Genomic DNA, 17,694 nt, shown 5'->3' with positions numbered 1-17,694 from the left:
TTTCATTGAATTGTGTTAAGATAAGGACGAATGTAAATGCAGAGAAGGAGGAGCTCATGAACATTACGATTGGCAGCGATCATGGAGCCGTGGATCTCAAAGAAGAAATCAAGATGGTGCTTCACGAATTCAGTGACATCCAGGTGGCGGATGTCGGCACCTTTGGCAAAGAGTCGGTGGACTATCCCGACATCGCGGAGAAGGTCTGTGCCGACGTCGTTTCCGGCAAGGCGGATCGTGGCATTGTCCTCTGTGGCACGGGGATCGGCATCTCCATCGCGGCAAACAAGATCGACGGCATCCGCGCCGCACTCTGCGGCGACGTCTACTCGGCGATCATGTCGCGGAAACACAACGACGCAAACGTCCTCGCCATGGGCGGACGCGTCACGGGCATCGGCCCGGCGGGTGAAATCGTGCGCGCATGGGTCTGCACGGAGTTCGAGGGCGGCCGCCACGCCCGCCGCGTCGACAAGATCATGGCACTTGAGCAGCAGAAGGACAGCTAACAGCTAGGGGAGATCACACATGAGCATTATGGGCACGCTGAAACAGTCAGACCGGCAGGTCGCGGAGGCAATTGATCACGAGCTCAACCGTCAGCGGACAAAGCTCGAACTCATCGCCTCGGAGAACATCGTCAGCCGTGCCGTCATGGAGGCACAGGGCAGCGTCCTCACCAACAAATACGCCGAGGGCTACCCCGGCAAGCGCTACTACGGCGGCTGCGAGTACGTCGATGTCGCAGAGCAGCTCGCCATCGACCGCGCAAAGGAACTCTTCGGCGCGGCATGGGCGAACGTTCAGCCCCACTCGGGCGCACAGGCGAACATGGCGGTATTCTTCGCCCTCCTGCAGCCGGGTGACACCATCTTCGGCATGAACCTCACGGACGGCGGACACCTCACGCACGGCAGCCCCGTCAACATCTCCGGCACCTACTACAAGGTCATCCCCTACGGCGTTGACCGCGAGACCGAGCGCATCGACTACGACGCCCTCGAAAAACTCGCTGCCGAGCACCATCCGCGCATGATCATCGCGGGCGCATCAGCGTATGCACGCATCATCGACTTTGAGCGCATCGCCGCCATCGCCAAAAGCGTCAATGCCATCTTCATGGTCGACATGGCACATATCGCGGGGCTCGTCGCAGCGGGGCAGCACCCCAGCCCCGTCCCCTACGCCGACATCGTCACCACGACCACGCACAAAACCCTGCGCGGCCCGCGCGGCGGCCTCATCCTCGGACGCGACGAAGAACTCGGGAAAAAGATCAACAAGGCCGTATTCCCCGGCATCCAGGGCGGCCCTCTGATGCACGTCATCGCGGCCAAGGCCGTCGCCCTCGGCGAGGCACTGCAGCCCTCGTTCAAGGAGTACGGCGCACAGGTCGTCAAGAACGCCGCCGCGCTCGCCGACGAACTCACGAAGCTCGGCTACCGCATCGTCTCGGGCGGCACGGACACGCACGTCATGCTCGTTGACCTCACGAACAAGGACATCACGGGCAAGGAAGCGCAGACCCTCCTCGACGAGGTCAACATCACAGCGAACCGCAACACCATCCCGTTCGAGCCGCGCAGCCCGTTCGTCACGAGCGGCATCCGTCTCGGCTCGCCCGCACTCACCACGCGCGGCTTCCGCGAGGAGGACATGCGTGAGGTCGCACGCATCATCGCGCACGTCCTCGATGCACCGACGGACGAGAGCCGCCGCGCAGAGGCACGCCGCCGCGTCGATGCATTCTGCAAAAAATATCCGATCTATGAACATCTCGGGGAGAACTAAGGAAGCATTGATAAAATGAGGTCTGCCAGATTGGCGTAGATTTTTTGTCCGATTGAGGCAGCAAACCGGACGCATAGCGAGGGCTATGTGGAGGATTTGCTAACGAAAAGCGGGCGAAAAAGATGCGTCAAGATGGTTGTGCCGAATTTATCAGTGCTTCCCTAACTTCCCCGTGGAAAGGAAACATCCCATGGCTGACACATTCCGCCCGTCCGACATACCGACACTCCACCTCGTCGATCATCCGCTCATCCAGCACAAACTGACCATCATGCGCCGCAAGGAAACGGGGACAAAGGAATTCCGCGAACTGCTCTCGGAGATCGCCATGCTCATGGCATACGAGATCACGCGCGACTTCCCCCTGCGCGACGTGGAGATCGAGACCCCTGTCGCACATTGCCATGCAAAAATGCTCGCAGGCAAAAAACTCGGCATCGTCCCGATCCTACGCGCAGGCCTCGGGATGCTCGACGGCATCCTGAACCTCATCCCTGCGGCACGCGTCGGACACATCGGACTCTATCGCGACCCCGAGACACTTGCCCCCGTCGAGTACTATGCAAAGCTCCCGCGCGGCATCGAGGATCGCACTCTCATCGTACCTGACCCCATGCTCGCCACGGGCGGCAGTGCGTCGGCAGCACTCACCATGCTCAAGGACAAGGGCGCGCGCAGCATCATCCTCATGTGCCTCGTCTCCGCTCCTGAGGGCATCCGCCGCGTCGCGGCAGACCACCCCGACGTACCGATCTACGTTGCGGCAGTGGACGACTGCCTCAACGAGCACGGCTACATTGTACCGGGGCTCGGCGATGCGGGCGACCGCATCTTCGGAACACTCTAAGCTGCCCACCCTCGCGCGCGAGCGGTGGAGGGGGCGCCTGTCGGATAAGACATTAAAGCCTGTTGCATGAAGCTTTTTAGCTTCGTGTAACGGGCTTTTCTATTGTTGTCTGATTCATTAAAAAGCGGAACCGTAACATTTGTTTCTAGGAATAAAGTCATGAATGTGTTAATATAAAGTATAAACTGGCGATAACTATATTAAGAGTATCTATAAGGACAGCAATACGCGCAGACAGAAGGAAATGTGCGAATGAATCAGATGAACATAAAACATGTAACGAACGCGCATCGCGTGAAAAAACGACTGCTGACCGCAGGCCTTACCGCCCTCTGTGCCGTGAGCTGCATCCCCGCCGTGCACGCCGCCGAAAAGGCAGCAGAGAAGACGACAGAGAGTATATGGGTCGCACGCTATACATTTGACGGAGAAAATCCCGTGACCGATGCCGAGCTGCGGGACATCCTCGCGCCGCATCGCCACCATGAGGCGACGCTCTCCGACCTTGAGGCGCAGGCGGAGGAGATCACGAAGTACCTGCGGGACAAGGGCTACTTTGTCGCGTTTGCCTACCTCGCACCGCAGGAATTTCGTGACGGCGTCGTCACCTTTACCATCGTACCGGGACGCTATGGCGAGATCATCATCAACAACGAGACCTACGTGCACGATCGGGCGATCCTGCGCGAGATGGGCGTCGCACCGGGGCAGATCATCGACAAGAACGAACTCAGCCGCGGCGTCTGGCTCACCAACGACATGAACCGCATCGAGGCAAACACCAAACTCAAGGCGGGCAGCGAGCCGGGGACGACCGATCTCATTGTCAACGTCAAGAACAAGGGACACCGCATGTGGGGCTACCTTGGCGTGGACAACGGCGGCTACCGCTACACGGGGCGCTACCAATACAGCGCATTCTTCAACTACGCAAGCCCCTTTCGCGAGGGGGACATCTTCTCCATCGGCGGCGTCATGTCAAACGACAAGATGTGGTCGGGCTCCGTCTCCTACAGCACGCCGGTCTGGCGGCAGGGCGAGCGGCTCGGCATCAGCTATGTGCGATCCTTTTACTCCCTTGGCGGCACATTTTCCTCCATGGATTTCGTGGGCTCGTCACAGAGCATCGGATTCAACTGGCAGCACAACTTCCGCCGCAGCCGCGACCTCAACCTCTACGGCTCCGTGCGGCTCGACTTCAAGAGCATGGGCAGCGAGGCGCGGCAGATGTCCTTCCGTGACCCGAAACACGCCCGCAACTGGGTGTTCGGCATCAATGGGGACAACCTCGACCGCTTCCTGACGGGCGGGCGCAACACCTTCTCGCTCTCCTATACGCGCGGCAACGTCATGATCAACGAGCCCATGCAGCGGCTCAACGACGCGGTGACGGGGCGCACGGCAGGGCATTTCGGCAAGTGGAACCTCGACCTCACGCGGCTCCAGCACATCGACGATCGGCTTGCCCTCTACCTCAGCTACAGCCGCCAGTGGGCGGAGAAAAACCTCGACTCCTCGGAGAAATTCTCCCTCGGCGGGCCGAGCGGCGTACGCGCCTATCCCGTCAGTGAGGCGTCGGGCGACGACGGCTGGAAATGGACGGCGGAGCTGCGGTGTAACGTACCGACGCGCGAGGGCGATACCAACGTCTGGCAGATGATCGTATTCGTCGATGGAGGACATGTGAGCATCTACCATGAGGGCTATCCCGGCTATACGGGACCGGACAGCCGCAGCCTGTATGGGGCAGGCCTCGGCGTCAACTGGAGCAATGATGATAACTGGGTCGCTCGTGTAAACTACGCGTGGAAGCTTGGGCACGAGCCTGCGGTCTCGGACAGTGACCGCAGCGGACGCTTCTGGTTTCAGGTCTATAAATTCTTCTAAACGGTGATCTTCCTTGAGATTTCACCAGCCCCCATAGCCTCCTCGTTCGACGGGAGAAGCTAACGGCAACACCACAGCCTCTCCCGTTCGATGGGAGGCAGAACGGCAAACACACCCATAGCCTCCCCCGTTTGACGGGGGAGGGGGACCGCTTGCGGTGGTGGGAGCACCATAAAGAAGAATCAACAGAGGACAGAGTATAGGGATTCCGACGCACGTCGGACGGTCTTTGGGATAAAGGGGATACGACAATGAGCATCATGAACAGACACCGTCGCGGACGCCTGCGACGCGCCCTGCGCAGCGGCGTCAGTTTCTTTGCAGCAGGGACATTATTGGCGAGCACGGCAGAGCCCGTACTTGCCCTTCCGCAGGGCGGACAGGTCGCGGCCGGCGACGCACAGATCGCCTCGAACGCGGCAGAGATGGCGATCCATCAGAACTCGCAGAACGCCGTCATCAACTGGCAGAGCTTCAACATCGCAGCGGGCGAGCGCGTGAGCGTCCTTCAGCCGAACGCACAGGCGGCCCTCCTGAACCGTGTCCTCGGCAGCAACCCGTCCGAGATCTTCGGACAGCTGCAGGCGAACGGACGCGTCTTCCTCGTCAACCCGGCGGGCGTCTACTTCGCCCCGGGCGCACAGGTCGATGCGGGCGCGATCATCGCCTCCACCATGAACATCACGAATGCGGACTTCATGGCGGGACGCTATAACTTCGTCGGCACAGAGCACGGCGGCAAGGTCATCAACAAGGCATCGCTCGCCGCTCAGAACGGCGGGCTCATCGCCCTCCTCGGCAAGGACGTCGTCAACGAGGGCGTCGTCGTCGCGAAGAAGGGCACGGCGGCCCTCGCAGCGGGCGAGGCGGTCACACTCGACTTTGGCGGCGACGGCAAGGTCGAGGTCGTCCCCACCAAGGCGGCACTGGAACAGGCGGTCACGAACAAAGGTCTCGTCGAGGCAGACGGAGGCCTTGTTTTTATGTCCGCTGCGACAGGCGAAATGCTCACGCGCTCGGCGGTCAATCAGGACGGCATCGTCCGTGCCTCCTCCCTCGCAGACGCGCCGGGTGCGATCCGCATCACGGCGCGTGATGTGAACCTCGGCACGGGCAGCCTGACGGATGCGAGCGGCATGCAGGGCGGCACGATCGAGATCGGCGGCGGCTGGCAGGGCACGGGGACGCTCGCACACGCCGCGAACGTGAGCATCGCGCACGGCGCGGCTCTGCGTGCCGACGCGACGGCGGACGGCGGTGCGGGCGGCACCGTCGCCGTCTGGTCGGACGGCGAGACGCGTTTCGCGGGCGAGATCACGGCGCGCGGCAGGGGCGAGGGCGCGGGCGGCATGGTCGAGACCTCGGGCGCGAAGGTCTGGATCACGGGCGACGTGCGCGCCTCCTCCGAGCGCGGCAAGGCGGGCGAATGGCTGATCGACCCGGGCGACATCGAGGTCAAGACGCGCCACGCGGGCGACCCCCTGCAGGGCAACTCCATGGCGGACGTGCAGAAGGTCACCGACACGCTGAACAACGGAACCTCCGTGAACATCCAGACGGACAATCTCACGGGACCGAACGACAACTCCATCACCGTGTCGAATGCCATCACAAAGACGGCGGGCGGCGACGCGACCCTTTCCCTGAAAGCAACGGGCAGCGTCAACATCAACGCTGACATCACGTCGACGGCGGGCAAGCTCAATGTGGACATCACCTCCGATACGAACCACCGTGCGGGCGGCAGTGTCAGCGTCGCGAGTGGAAAGAATATCAAGACGCTCGGCGGCAATGTCAAGATCGGCGGCGGTCTTGTCGAAGATGGCGTCGGCTTTGCCAACTCGCAGAGTGCGGGCGAAGCGGGCATCATGCTCAACGGCGTCACGATTGACACGACGGACGGCGCCACGGCGAGCGGCAATGTAGAACTTGCAGGCAGCACGACGGCGAACGCGGCGGGCGTATCACTCGCGGGCGCGACAATCACGGCGGGCGCTGGCAAGGTTACGCTCGTCGGAAAATCCACGGGCGGCGGCAAGGGTATCGCCCTCGGCGGGAGCATCACGACGCGCACGGTCGAGCTGCGCACGGACACCATCGACCTCGCGGGACAGATCACGGGCGACAACGATCCTGCGGGCTATGCGAAGGTCTGGACGCTCTCGGACGGGCGCGCGATCAACTTCGGCACGGGCACGGGCGGACTCGACCTCGCGGGCAATACGTTCTCCGGCTCGGGCAAGATCACGAACTTCTACAAGAACATCGTCGGCGACGCGGGGCAGAAGGCGAACATCACCGTCGGCGGCGTCACGTCGGGCAGCGACCTCGAACTAAGCACGGGCGCGGGCACGATGGCGGTCAGCGGTACGGTGGACGTCGCCGCTGGCCATGCGCTGACGCTCGCCTCGAAGGGACAGGTTGCGGGCACGGGCAAAATCACGACCGATGCGCTGCGGCTCGACGCGGCGGATGCCGAGGTCAGCCTCACGGGCGCGAACGCGGTCAAGAACGTCGACGGCAAGGCGAAGAAGCTCACCCTCAAGAACAGCGGCAACCTTGCGGTCGGCGCAGAGACGGGTCTAGTGACGGGCGCGGGCGGCGCGGATATCGACGTCGCGGGCGATTTCACGGTCGGCGGCACGACGCCTCTGGCGGGCGGCGCGGCGGCGCTCAAGAACGGCGCGGGCGCACTGAAGCTCAAGGCTTCGGGCACGCTCGCCGTAGAAGACGGCGCCCAGATCGCCTCGACCGGCGCGGCGGAAACTGCCTTCGAGGCGAATGCCGTCTCCCTCGGCACGGGGGCGAAGGTCAAGACCGCCGGCGGAACGATCGATGTCAAGGCGGATGCGCTGTCTCTCCCTGCGGGAGAGACCGGCGTCCTTTCAAGTGCGAACGGCGCGGTCACGATCGAGACGCGGACGGCGGGCAAGACGATGTCGGTCAATGCGCCGGCAGCGTCGCCTGCGGCGGATATCGCCATGGCGGACCTCTCCTTCATCGACTCGGGCACGGGCACGGTGCAGATCGGCAATGCCCAGACGGGCAACATCGAGATCGGCACGACCGCCGTCCAGGCGCCGCTCGCCGTCATCTCCCGCGACACGGTCAAGGTCACGGGCGCGGTCACGAACACGAACAACAAGGACATGGTGTTCACGGGAAGCAACGTGAACTTCGATGCGGGATCGTCCCTTGCCGCAGGATCGGGCAAGACGACGGTCACCGCCAATGCCGTGAGTCTGGATGGCACGTTCTCCGGAACGGGCGTCTTTGCTGTGCAGAAAAAGACGGCGGGCAACTTCACCGTCGGCGGCACGGGCGCCTTCCTATCGGATGCGGCCATCGGCAAGCTGGCGGCAGGAAACTTCTACAACGTCGCCATCGGCTCGAAGGACAACGCGGGCACGGCGACGATCGGCGAGATCACGGCTCTGCCGAAGTATACGAGCATCCTGACGAACGGCGCCCTCGCCTTCACCGGCACGGTGCATGGCGCGGCGACGGACACGCTCGCCGTGCACGGCGTCGGCCTGACGCAGGCGGCGACGGCGGGCTTCGAGGTCGGCAAGCTCCTGCTCCTCGGCAAGGGCGACATGGTGATCGACTCGCAGCTCAACAAGATCGGGGACATCGCCGCCGACCTCACGGACACGGGAACGCTCACGCTGACCAACAAGACCGATATGCGTGTCACCAAGATCGAGAACCGCAACGTCGATCCCAAGAAGGACGTCGAGGGCATCGAGGCGAAGTCCACGCATATCAAGCTCGACGCGGGCAAGAAGCTCAACGTCGAAGAGAAGATCAAGACGAAGGACGATGCAAAGCTCGAAGCCGACGACATGAACCTCGGCAGCAAGATCAACGTCGGCAAGACGCTTACGCTCGAAAAGGCGACGAAGGCGCAGGCGATCAACATCGGCACGGGCCCGAACGACTGGAACGTCAACAACGCCCAGTACGGCAATATCAAGATCGGCGGCAACGGCCAGAGCGGCGACATCAAGGTCAAGGACACAACCTTCAAGAATCCGTCGGACATCGAGACGACTGGTCATGTCAAGCTCGAAGGAACGAACAAGGCGGGCGCGGACGGCAAGTCCGACATGAAGATCAAGGCACAGACGGCGGAGCTGCCGAATGCAACCGATACGCTCGCCGTCAAGAACCTCGACCTCGACCTCTCGGGCGGCATCGACCTTGGAAACGGCAAGGTGCACGGAGCAGAGGGCGGCAACATCAAGGTCGGCAATGTCCCTACGGGTAAGGACATCGTCATCAGCGACAATGCTGCGGACGCATCGCACGGGGAGTTCCGCATCTCCTATCGCACGATCAACGAGACGCTCGATGGCTTCGGCGGCTTCGACGTCGCGGGCAATCAGCACCTCTATTTCTACGGCGGCACCGTCAAGAAGTCCATTAACGCGGCGGGCAGGCTCGGCGTCGTGGTAAAGGATGATGTCTCCATCGTGGGTAAGGGGACGAAGCTCAAAATCGGTGCGGATACGTCGAGGGCGGGCTATGATCCGGATACGGTCATCACGGGCGGCTTTACCGTGGAACAGGGAAAGACCGTCCACGTCAAGGGCGATGGCGGCACATCGAAGGACAACGGCGCGGAGATCAACATCCAGACGGACGGCGATATTCATCTGGAGCAAGGGGCTGCACTCAAGGTCGAGGGCAACTACGCACAGGCGACGCTCAACTCGCGCGGCGGCAATGTCATTCTGAATGAGGACGCCAAGGTAAAGGTTGTTGATGGCTCTACGCCTGTCTGGGTCGATGTTACGGGCAACAACGTGCAGCTTGACGCAAGGGCGCAGCTCGACTCTGGCACGGACACGGTCGGCGCGCTTCGCGTGCATACGGACAAGATCATCACGCCGACGTTGGACGACAATACGACCAACATCGTCGGCAAGAGCGGCCTCGTCATCACGCGAAAGACGCAGGGCGACCTGACGCTCAACAACGCTGCAGCGGGCGCGGGGCTCCACATCACGAGCGACCAGCTCAACGGCAAGCTCTTCGGCAATCAGTTCTCGGAGCTTGTCCTCGGCGACCAGAGGAGCGACACCGTCACGATCGACGGCCTTGAGGCGAACAACCGCGTCATCGTCAAGACGGCGGAGTCGGGCAAGGCGGTCATCGGCGCGGGCGGACTCAAGGTCGGCACGGACAGCTCGGGCAAGAACTACAAGGTCACGCTCACGACGGGCGCGATCGAGAACACGGGCGGCGCGGGCAAGATGGAGATCGCCACGGGCAGTGCGCTGAACCTCTACACGAACAATATAGCGAACCTCGTCGCGGGTGCGTCGGGCCCCTCCGTCACCGGCGCGGGCACGCTCGGCATCGGTACCTACAGCGGGGCGAAGTCCATCGGCGTCGGCGACGGCGCGGCGGGCGACCTGAAGCTGACGAACGACAAGATGACGAACGTGTTCGGCCCGAACTTCTCGCATTACAGCATCGGCAACGTCGATCCGAAGGGCGGGGAGACCACGCAGGATACGATCAACGTGGCAGGCTCTTCGCTCGGGCAGAACACGACCCTGCAGGCGAAGCACATCAACTTCACGGGCGACATGACGCTTGCCTCGGGCAAGATCCTGACCGTGAACGCATTGCAGGACGCCAGCCAGACGGCGGGCAAGATCAAGACGGACAATCTCGCCGTGATCTCCTCCAGCCTGAACCGCGACGGCTCGGTGGCTGCCGCGGGCGGCAGCATCACCCTCGACAAGGACAACGAGATCGGCACGCTCGCGGCGGACGCCTATGCGGTCAACGTGAAATCGAACAAGCTGACGATCGGCACGATCACGACGCCCTCGGGGGCGCCGGTTCCTTCGCGTACCATTGCGGGCGTCAAGGCGGGCTCTGTCACCTCGGGGGGGACAACGAATAACGGCAACATCAAGCTCGCGGCGGACGAGATGACCTTTAACGAGGCAGTCTTCGGCAAGGGAGCGCTGGAGCTTGAGCAGGCGACGGCGGGGACCGACATCAACATCGGCAAGTCCGGCACGGGGCTGACGGGGCTGACGCTCGGCGCAGATCTCTTCGGCGGCAACAAGATCAAGGACGGCTTCGAGCACGTCTACCTCGGCAGACAGGATGTCTCCGGCAAAGTCAATGTCGGCGGCACCCTGAACTTCGTCGATGCGACGACGATCCGCACCAAGCCCGACGCGGGCACGATCGACATCGACAGCTCGACGAAGATCAATACGAACGGGAATGCGCTGAATCTGGAAGGAAACAAACTGAACACGGCGGAGGGCAGCGAAGTGAGCACGGGCACGGGCGCTCTCACGCTCAAGGCGGACGCCGTCGACCTGAACGGCAAGATGACGGGCAGCAAAGCCCTGAACATCCTTCCGGCGACGCATGGTCGCGACCTCAAGATGGGCGGCAATGTGAATGACCCGAATAAGCTCTCCCTGCTCGACAAGTATTTCAGCGGCAACAACCGCCAGTTCTGGGGCTACGAGATCATCAACATCGGCGACCGCGCAGGCGGTGGAAGGTTATGGCAGAGCGGCTCGATCGATATGCCGTTCCGCGTGAACATCCAGCAGGCGGTCAACAGCAGCTCGGGCAGCGTCAATCTTGCGGGCAATATCAATACGCATGGGCGGGACTTCACCATCGGCAGCCGTGAGGTCAATCTCGACGATACGCATATCAATGCGGACGGCGCAGATCGGAATCATGACGGCAATGTCTCCATCCAGGCGGATACGCTCAATGTGACGAACGGCAGCAGCATCTCGGGGCACGGCGAAGTCTCCTTCGACACCTATTCGCCGAACCAGAGCATCTCCTTCGGTACGCCGGGGGCCGGCGGTGCGCCGTCCAGCCTCGTGCTGGGCAACGATGTCTTCGGCCCGAACGGCCTTTTGAAGAACACGGACGGCGCGAAGTTCAAGAAGATCCGCGTCGGCGGCGACAATGCAGGCAACATCAGCGTCGGCAATGTCGATATTCCCGATACGCTCACGGACGGCCTTGAGATCAAGACGAAGGGCGACGTGACTTCGACGGGCGTCATGAAGAGCGTCCCCGTTCTCGACGTCACGGCGAACAACGTGAACCTCACGGGCGCGAACGAGATCAAGAAGATCGGCAATGTCACGTCGAAGCACGGCGTCAACATCGAGACGGCGAAGGGTACGACGATCTCGGGCAAGGTCACGGGCGAGACGACGCCCATCAGCATCAAGAACTCGGGCGGCGGCGATGTGACCATCGCTTCGGGCGGGCAGATCGTCGGCACGGGCACGTCCGACGTCGTCATCGAGTCGAGGGGCGGATCCTTCAAGAACAAGGCGGGCGCGGACGCCATCAAGACGGCGCCCGGCCACAAGTACGTCGTCCATACGGAAGACTCGGTGAACAACGAGATCAACGGTCTCGTCTTCCAGTTCCGCAAATACGGCGTGGCCTATGATGATCCGCATAAGCCGCAGCCGCCGGCGGGGCAGAACGCGATGTACTACAACTACCAGCCGACGCTCAAGTTCTACTCGACGCGCGCCTACGGCGATGACAACGCGGCCTTCTTCAACTCGACGGCGGGCTTCCATATCGAAGACGACGGCAATCTCAAGCGCCGTGCGCTTGACAAGACGGAGGTCGACTATATCCGTGCCCATGTGATTGACTCGGGCACGCACAATTTCGGCACGACGAAGCTGACAAATGTCAATGCCGACGTTAATACGGCAGACGGCACAGTGACCAATGCAATGACCGATGTCAATATGCGTTCGGGTGCGCATACCTACGGCTCGGATTCGACCATTGCCAATGAGAAAATCACCTATCAGGGACATAACGACCTCAACTACAAGATCACGGTCGACTACCGCATCGTGCCGCGCGTCGTCACGGTTACGGGCAAGACATCGACCGTAAACTACGACGGCAATCCGCACAGCTATACGGGCAACGCGGGCGTCACATTCTCGAACTTCGCGAACAGCCAGACGGAAAATACACCGGGACTTCTCTCGGGTGCTGTTTCCTATACCCCGATTGCGGACGCGACGAAGACGACGGGCTACGCACAGGGCGCTGTCCATGCGGGCGAGTACAGTGTTGACCTGAAAAACAGCACGCTCTCCGCGACGAACTACAAGTTCAAGTACGTTCCGGGCAAGCTCACCATCAAACCCATCGACATCCTCTTCACCGCGCCGAGCGGCGAGCGCATTTACGGCACGTCGAACGACAGCGTGACCATGACATCGAGTACGACGCATACAGGCACGCTCCTTTCGGGTGACAGCTTTGCCAAGTATACGGTCACGGCGACGGACGGCACGAATGATGTTACCGTGCGCACGGGTGTCGGCACTTACACGATGACCTTGAACGGTGCGGCGCTCGCCACGGGCAGCCGCAGCCTTGCGACGGACTACCATATCACGTCCGATCCCGGCACGCTGACGATCAAGAAGCGTGCACTCACCATCACGGCGGGCGACAAGAGCCGCGTCTACGGCGATGCCAATACGACGGCGGGCTATGTCAACAATACGGCGAAGGTCAACGTCGGCGCGACAACCGCGACATCGGGACTCGTCAACGGCGATGCCATCGACGATGTGACGGAGACGATTGACCCGACGGCAACCGTTACGACGAATGCGGGCACGGCAGGTCTTTGGACAAAGGCAAGCGCGGCACACTTCTCGTCGGGCACGGCAAACAATTACAACATCACCTACGTTGACGGACATTTCAACATCACAAAGCGCCCGCTGACACTCCTTGCGGGCGATAAGAGCCGCATCTACGGCACGGCGAACGCGACGGCGGGCTATGTCAATGGCACGAATCTCTTCCGCGTCAAGGCGAGCACGAACCTCGTCAACGGCGATACGGTTTCGACGGTCACGGAGACGATTGATTCGCGTGCGACCGTCACGACGGATGCAGGAACGCCGGGACTCAAGACGAAGATTGCAAATGCCGTATTCGGTACGGGCAATGCCAATAACTACGACATCTCCTACGAGGACGGCAGCTTCACGATTACGCCGCGCGATCTGACACTGCGTGCAGGAAGCAAGACGCGCATTTACGGCACGGAGAACGGCACCGCCGTCTATACGGGCGGCACGTCGAAGTTCCGCGCTGACGCCGCGACGGGGACGACGGGTCTCGTGAACGGCGACACGATCGCCGACGTCACGGAGTCGACGAACGCCCTCATCACGACGAACGCGGGCACGACGGGGCTCAAGACGAAGATCGCGGGCGCGACCTTCGGCGTGGGCAAGGCGTCGAACTACAACATCACCTACGTCGACGGCGGCTTCGACATCACGAAGCGCGACCTCTATATTGATGCAGGAAATAAGACCCGCGCGTACGGCGCAGAGAACAGCATAGCAACCTATACGGGCGGTACGTCGATGATTAACGTACGCACGGCGACGGCGACGACGGGGCTTGCCAACGGCGATACGATTTCTGCCGTCACGGAGACGATTGATCCGACGGTGACCGTCACGACGGATGCAGGAACGACAGGTCTCTGGACACGGGTTTCGGGCGCAACGTTCGGTACAGGGCTGGCTTCCAACTATACGATTCACTACGGAGATGGCAATTTCAGCATCACGCCGCGTGAGGTAAAGGTGACGGCAGGAAATGCCGAGCGCAACTACGGGCAGCCGAATCCCGTCGTGACGGCATACACCGTTGAGCACGGAACGAGTGCAACAAATCGCGGGCTGCTCCCGGTGGATAGCATTCCCATTACGGGAATCACGTCGACCTATGCGCCGTCGATAACGACAACGACCAATGCGGGGACGTATAACAACGTAATCACCATTGACCCATCCTCTGTTACGGGCAGCTATACCGGTGCGACGAATCTTGCAAACTATCGTTTTGTATATGAGCCCGGCACGCTGACCATCAAACCGACGGGCTTTACGCCGAGCACGCCGGGCGGTGTAGCAGTGACGACGAGTACAACGACATCGTCACAGACGACATCCGGCATGACGACGGGCGGCGGCGGTGCATCTGTCGGCACGCAGACGGGCGGCTCCGGCAGCCTCGGCGGCGGCCCCGGACCCAGCATCGGCGGACTGCCTGGCGGTGGCGGCGGTGGTACGGGTGCCGGAGGTGCCGGTGGAGCCGGAGGTGGCGGTGGTGCAGGCGGCGGAACTGTTCCGACGCCGGGCACAACACCGGGCAGCTCGACCACGACGGGCGGCGGCTCTACACCGGGCACGACAACAGGCACAACGACGGGCACAGGTGGATCGTCTGCTTCGAGTACAACAACGGGCGGCGGCACGACGGGCTCAACTACGGGCACGGGCGGAACGTCGACCACAACAGGTGGCTCGTCTACCTCGACGGGCGGCTCCTCGACAAGCACAGGTGGCTCTTCTACTTCAACAGGAGGTCCTTCCTCCAGTTCGGGTGGTTCGTCTACAACTGGTGGATCTTCCTCCAGCTCGGGCGGTTCGTCCACAAGTGGCGGCGGTTCATCCTCCAGCTCGGGTGGATCTTCTTCCGGCACGGGCACGTCGACCAGTGGCGGCTCTACGCCGGGCACTGGCACAGTCCCGGGCACTACACCGACACCGGGCGGCAGCACGGGAGGCTTTAGCTTCACGGGCGGCGGCTCTGGCTCTGTCCCAGGGATGCCCGGCGGCAGCGTCGGCGGCGGTACGGCGATTCCGGGCGGAAGCTCGGGCGGCATCAGTGTCGTTGGCGGCGGCACGGGCAGTATCACCGGAAATCCAGGCGGCCTGACGGGCGGTACGACGATTCCGGGCGGCAGCTCGGGCGGTGGTGTCAGCCTTGGCGGCAGTGGCCTGACCGGTGGTTCAACGCCGAGCACGGGCGGCCTGACCGGCGGTTCGACACCTAGCACGGGTGGTCTTACGGGAGGTTCTACGCCGAGCACGGGTGGACTTACGGGAGGCTCTACACCAAGCACGGGCGGCCTGACTGGTGGCTCAACGCCGAGCACCGGCGGTGTAACTGGCGGCACAACGCCAAGCACCAGTGGTGTTACGGGCGGAACGTCGACCACAACAGGTGGCTCGTCTACCTCGACGGGCGGCTCCTCGACAAGCACAGGTGGCTCTTCTACTTCAACAGGAGGTTCTTCCTCCAGTTCGGGCGGCTCGTCCACAAGTGGCGGCGGTTCATCCTCCAGCTCGGGTGGATCTTCTTCCGGCACGGGCACGTCGACCAGCGGTGGCTCTACGCCGGGCACGGGCACAGTCCCGGGCTCTACACCGACACCGGGCGGCAGTACGGGAGGCTTTAGCTTCACGGGCGGCGGCTCCGGCTCTGTCCCGGGAATGCCCGGCGGCAGCGTCGGTGGCGGTACGGCGATTCCGGGCGGCAGCTCGGGCGGTATTAGTGTCGTCGGCGGCGGCACGGGCAGCATCACCGGAAATCCAGGCGGCCTGACGGGCGGTACGACGATTCCGGGCGGCAGCTCGGGCGGCGGTGTCAGCCTTGGCGGCAGTGGCCTGACCGGTGGTTCAACGCCGAGCACGGGCGGCACGGGGACAACCCCGGGCGGCTCGACGGGCTCGACACCGAGTGCAGGAACGACCACAGGCGGGTCAACCCCCAGCACGGGAACAACAACCGGTGGCACCACGACGGGCACAGGTGGCTCGTCTACCTCGACGGGCGGCTCCTCGACCAGCACGAGCGGTTCTTCTACTTCAACAGGAGGTTCTTCCTCCAGTTCGGGTGGTTCGTCTACAACTGGTGGATCTTCCTCCAGATCTGGTGGTTCGTCCACAAGCGGCGGAAGCTCCTCCTCGAGTGGTTCGTCCAGTTCGGGCGGCTCGTCGACCAGCGGCGGCTCTACGCCGGGCACGGGCACAGTCCCGGGCTCTACACCGACACCGGGCGGCAGCACGGGAGGCTTTAGCTTCACGAGCGGCGGTTCCGGCTCTGTTCCGGGCATGCCCGGCGGCAGCGTCGGCGGCGGCACGGCAATCCCGGGCGGCAGCTCGGGCGGCATCAGTGTCGTTGGCGGCGGTACGGGCAGCATCACGGGCAATCCGGGCGGCCTGACGGGCGGCACGACGATTCCGGGCGGCAGCTCGGGCGGCGGTGTCAGCCTTGGCGGCGGCGGCCTGACCGGCGGTTCGACACCTAGCACAGGTGGACTTACTGGTGGTTCGACACCGAGCACAGGTACATCCACGGGCGGCACGGGGACAACTCCGGGCGGTTCGACGGGCTCTACGCCGAGTGCAGGAACGACCACAGGCGGGGCAACCCCCAGCACGGGCACAACAACCGGTGGCACAACGCCGGGAACGACAACAGGCAGAACGACGGGCTCGACCACGGGCACGGGCGGAACGTCGACCACAACGGGTGGCTCGTCTACCACGACAGGCGGCTCTTCGACCAGCACGGGTGGATCGTCCACAAGCGGCGGAAGCTCCTCCTCGGGCGGCGGCTCGTCTAGCTCGGGTGGATCTTCTTCCAGTTCGGGCACGTCGACAGGCGGCTCCGAGACGAATACGCCGCAGGGGTCGACGCAGGTGCCGACCAGCGACAAGGTCATTGTCACGATGGGGAACAACCCTGAGACACATGACTATGTTGAGGGCTCGGACGGCTCGTTCGGCTTTGACCTCGGGAAGACACGCGGGATTCGTGGTGTGCACCACGAGGAGATCCCCAACAGCACGGCTGAGGCAATCCCCGTCCTCTTTACGGACGGCGGCTCGCGCGATCTCGACGGCATCTATACGATCAACTATAGTCCCGTACGTCTGACGATCAAGCCTGCCTCAAAGAAGGTGGACATTCCGGATCCGAAGGAAATCCGCAATATGTCTGAGCAGAGGCTCAACTTCCTCTATCAGACAGCAAACGGAGCCTATGAGGTGACGTTTGGCAACGGCATTGTGACGCTTTATCCGAAGGATGAACCGGCACTTACGATTGTGACGAGTTCAGACCGCAAGGCGGAACGCGCCGTGCTGGCATCGGGACTTCTCACAGCAATTGAGAATCTCGGCGTAACGCCGGTAGAGATCCGCGCGGTCTACATCTTCAAGGCCTTTGCGGATAAACCGACTGCGTAGTAGTTTATTCCATCCTATGGAGCGGTACGGGACAGTTTGTTTTCGTGTCGC

At 62.5% G+C, this 17,694-nt stretch carries 5 protein-coding genes; all 5 read left to right on the top strand.

Going from position 1 to position 17,694, the window contains the following annotated elements:
* Positions 1-56 precede the first annotated feature (56 nt).
* The 5 genes from rpiB to AXE86_RS02095 all read left to right on the top strand — a co-directional run bounded on the left by rpiB (position 57) and on the right by AXE86_RS02095 (position 17,643).
* Positions 57-509 (top strand): ribose 5-phosphate isomerase B, encoded by a 453-nt coding sequence (rpiB, locus tag AXE86_RS02115; protein WP_061944175.1) that lies wholly within the window; start codon positions 57-59, stop codon positions 507-509.
* 19 nt (positions 510-528) lie between these two features.
* A complete protein-coding gene (gene glyA, locus AXE86_RS02110) occupies positions 529-1,791 on the top strand; it encodes a serine hydroxymethyltransferase (protein ID WP_061944173.1) in 1,263 nt (420 codons plus the stop codon).
* Between the two features lie 190 nt (positions 1,792-1,981).
* Positions 1,982-2,638 carry a uracil phosphoribosyltransferase gene (upp, locus tag AXE86_RS02105; protein WP_039981014.1) on the top strand — a complete coding sequence of 219 codons (657 nt, stop codon included), beginning with the start codon at positions 1,982-1,984 and terminating at the stop codon, positions 2,636-2,638.
* Positions 2,639-2,890: 252 nt separating this feature from the next.
* Positions 2,891-4,525 (top strand): ShlB/FhaC/HecB family hemolysin secretion/activation protein, encoded by a 1,635-nt coding sequence (locus AXE86_RS02100; protein WP_157064393.1) that lies wholly within the window; start codon positions 2,891-2,893, stop codon positions 4,523-4,525.
* Between the two features lie 251 nt (positions 4,526-4,776).
* Entirely contained in the window at positions 4,777-17,643 is a 12,867-nt protein-coding gene (locus AXE86_RS02095) for a filamentous hemagglutinin N-terminal domain-containing protein (protein WP_061944170.1), read from the top strand.
* The last annotated feature ends 51 nt before the right edge of the window (positions 17,644-17,694 follow it).

It is taken from the genome of Selenomonas sp. oral taxon 136 (assembly GCF_001554015.1).
GTDB lineage: Bacteria > Bacillota > Negativicutes > Selenomonadales > Selenomonadaceae > Centipeda > Centipeda felix.
The sequence above is the reverse complement of the archived record's forward strand: the minus strand, read 5'-3'. Positions and strand labels throughout refer to the sequence as shown.

Bases quoted from the DNA above. Each gene is read 5' to 3' on its own strand.
- rpiB (WP_061944175.1), top strand. From the start codon at position 57: ATGAACATTACGATTGGCAGCGATCATGGAGCCGTGGATCTCAAAGAA.
- glyA (WP_061944173.1), top strand. From the start codon at position 529: ATGAGCATTATGGGCACGCTGAAACAGTCAGACCGGCAGGTCGCGGAG.
- upp (WP_039981014.1), top strand. From the start codon at position 1,982: ATGGCTGACACATTCCGCCCGTCCGACATACCGACACTCCACCTCGTC.
- AXE86_RS02100 (WP_157064393.1), top strand. From the start codon at position 2,891: ATGAATCAGATGAACATAAAACATGTAACGAACGCGCATCGCGTGAAA.
- AXE86_RS02095 (WP_061944170.1), top strand. From the start codon at position 4,777: ATGAGCATCATGAACAGACACCGTCGCGGACGCCTGCGACGCGCCCTG.